A 3,280-nucleotide genomic window follows, 5' to 3' on the forward strand; every position below is an offset into this window, starting at 1 on the left:
GTCTTGCATTTTGAGTTGAGCCAGGAACGCCTGCATCCCACATTCAGAGAGTTAATTACTCAACTGGATGTTCAAGGCAAGAAGCAAGGCTATCAACTCAATATTGCTAACGCCTTATGGGGACAGAGGGGCTATGGGTTTCTTAAAGAGTTTCTTGAGCTCACAAAAACCAACTACGGCGCAGGGTTCAACGAAGTAGATTTTGTGAAAGCAACAGAAGAGGCACGCAAAACTATCAACACCTGGGTTGAAAAGCAAACTAAAGATAAGATTAAGGACCTTATAAAGCCGGGTATCCTTAATGCTCTCACACGACTCGTTCTGACTAATGCCATCTACTTCAAGGGCAACTGGGTAAGCCAGTTTGATAGGAAGCAGACTAAAGATTCTCCATTTTATGTGAAAGCCGATAAGAAAGTTCAAATGCCTATGATGTATCAAAAAGGAGACTTCAAGTATATGGAGACGCATAAGCTTCAAGCTCTTGAGTTGCCTTACGTAGGGAGTGAACTATCTATGGTAATCCTATTACCGAAAAATGTGGATGGACTTGTTGAGCTTCAGAATTTGCTTACTTTAGATACTCTAAACGAATGGTTAAGAAATCTACGAGAGCAGGAAGTTGAGGTCTATCTGCCGAGGTTCAAAACGACTTCAGAGTTTATGTTAGCAGAAGTACTTGCATCTATGGGTATGCCAGATGCCTTCTCTTTGCCACCAGCAGATTTCTCTGGAATAACTGGCAATAAGGATTTATTTATTTCAGCAGTAATCCATAAAGCTTTTGTAGATGTAAATGAAGAGGGCACTGAGGCTGCAGCAGCAACTGCTGTTGTGATGAAGAAGAGTGTTTACATGCCACGAGTTTTCCGTGCAGACCATCCTTTCATATTCCTAATTCGGGATGTCAGTTCAGAGGGTATCCTCTTTTTAGGCCGATTAGTGAATCCACTGGAATAAGCGCGGACGGGTTCATTTTCTTTGACAGTATCACTAAAAGTTTAATTTGACTTTTATAAGTTTAGGTGTAAAATTTTAGAAAGTGGAAGTATCACTCAAAGAATTGGTTTCAGCATTGGATGAAATGAACCCAGAAGATTTTGAATTCTAATTAAGCAATTCACTTGTTTTTTAAAAATCTTCGTCATTTGAAATGGATTGGAATCTATCACCGGGTGAAGCAAGTAAATTACAGGAAAGACTTAGCCAAAAGTTAGTTTTAGCCCTCAAAATTAAAGAACCTAAGTTTGTATGTGGTGTAGATGTAGCATTTGATACTAATAAAGCTTACGCAGTTTGTTGCTTATTCTCGGTACCAGAACTTAAGTTAATTGAAGAAGCTACAGCTATTATGAGTATAAATTACCCTTATCTCCCTGGTCTTTTTGCGTTCAGAGAGGGACCTGCTTTACTCCAGGCAATAAAGAAGTTAAAAGAGGTGAGACCTCGAACTGAACCAGACCTTATATTATTTGATGGTCATGGTATTGCACATCCAAGACGATTTGGGATAGCATCCCATCTTGGATATTTACTTAATAAGCCTACAATTGGGTGCGCTAAGACGAGGCTGGTTGGCGAATACGATGAACCTGGGACGAAAAGAGGTTCATGGACACCACTTGTTTTTGAAAAAGCAGTTGTTGGTGCCGTTGTCAGGACAAAAGATAGAGTTAAGCCTGTATTTTTATCACCGGGTAATCTTATAGATATTGAAACTGCAGTTAAGATTGTACTCTTGTTAACACGTGGATACAGAATTCCTGAGCCTTTAAGGATTGCAAATATCAAAAGTAGGAAATTGAAATCATTGAGGTAAACAGAGGAAAATGAAATCAATGATTAAAAGATGGGAATAGTTATTTTATTTCTTATGAGCTGGGCAAAAGATGATGTCTCAAATTGGTATGGAATGTATGTTAAAGGGGAGAAGGTCGGATATACACAAATTGTGACAAAAAGCGTAGATGATGGATATGAGGTTTATGAGCTCACTAATATAGAGCTATCAATGATGGGCGTGAAAAGGGGGCTTAAGTCTATATCACAGTATAAGGTAACTAATAATTTTGAACTTAAATCGTTTACATTTGAACTTGAAACTGAAGCTCAAAGGATTTTGGCTAGGGGAGGTATCACCTCGGGTGAATTAAAAGATAAAAAACTTAAAATTGACATAAAAACGGGTGGGAGGACTCAGACTAAAGTTATACCTGTAAAGGACAAAGTTTATCCTGTTACCGTTATTCCTATGATTGCTAAAAGAGGTATCACCTCAAGGTTTAAAAAGGCTCCAATGAAGATAGAAGTATTTGACCCATCAATTCAGGCAGTAAATACTGCTACTTGTAGATTACTTGATAGCCAAAAGGATTCAATTAAAGTTGAAATATCAATAATTGGAGCTATATCTACTGCTTGGATTAGAGCTGATGGTGTCCTTTTATCCGAGACACAGCCAATGGGTATTTTTATAAAAAAAGAGCCAAGAGATGAGGCTATTAAAACTGGTAAAGAGACACCCGAAGTTCTTACCCTATTTGGAATACCATCAAATATCAAAATTGATAACGTAAGGGAGACAAAGTTCCTAAAACTGCTTGTTAAAGGAGAGTTTCTTGAGACTGACAGACAAAAGAGACGCGGTGATACTCTTGTAATTGAGATGGTAGGGCCAACCACAGGTAAAAGTATAAAAGAATGTTTAGGGCATACACCATTCATACAATCTAAAGATAAAAGGATAATTGAGTTAAGTCGTCAAATTGTAGGTAGGACTCGTAATTCTTGGGGAAAAGTGGAGAAACTTGTTAACTGGGTCTCAACTAACATACGCGATATGCCAACTGTAACTATACCATCAGCACTTGATGTACTTGAGACAAGAGAAGGAGACTGTGGTGAACACTCCATACTATTTGTAGCACTTGCCAGGGCGTGTAAAATACCGGCTGAGGTAGTTGTTGGGCTTGTTTACACAGAGGGTGGTTTTTATTATCATGCATGGGCAAAAGTATGGGTTGGAAGATGGGTTGAGGTCGACCCTACATTTGGACAGAGCATAGCAGATGCGACTCATATTGCACTCGCAGAAGGTGAGCTCGAAGAGCAAGCTAAAATTATGGAACTTGTTGATAAGATCAAAATAAAAGTAATTGAATATCATTGATTTAGACTGAATGCAACAATGCAAACTGTAGGGGCGTGGTAACCATGCCCCTACAGGAGGTAGACTGAGAAAAACAAGTAGTTCTGGCATAGAAAATTTTTTTTAAAAAAA

Annotated in this window: 3 protein-coding genes; all 3 read left to right on the top strand. The window is 38.5% G+C overall.

Annotated features, from left to right (window positions below; genetic code table 11):
• Positions 1 to 960, top strand: a 960-nt coding sequence (locus QMD21_07445; protein ID MDI6856596.1) for a serpin family protein, incomplete at its 5' end; no start/stop codon positions are given.
• A 193-nt stretch (positions 961 to 1,153) separates the two neighbouring features.
• Positions 1,154 to 1,819, top strand: coding sequence for an endonuclease V (locus QMD21_07450; GenBank protein ID MDI6856597.1), 666 nt, complete (start codon positions 1,154 to 1,156; stop codon positions 1,817 to 1,819).
• Between the two features lie 54 nt (positions 1,820 to 1,873).
• On the top strand, positions 1,874 to 3,169 hold the full coding sequence (locus QMD21_07455; GenBank protein ID MDI6856598.1) for a transglutaminase-like domain-containing protein: 1,296 nt from the start codon (positions 1,874 to 1,876) through the stop codon (positions 3,167 to 3,169).
• Positions 3,170 to 3,280 lie beyond the last annotated feature (111 nt).

Source organism: Candidatus Thermoplasmatota archaeon, from assembly GCA_030018475.1.
Lineage (GTDB): Archaea > Thermoplasmatota > JASEFT01 > JASEFT01 > JASEFT01 > JASEFT01.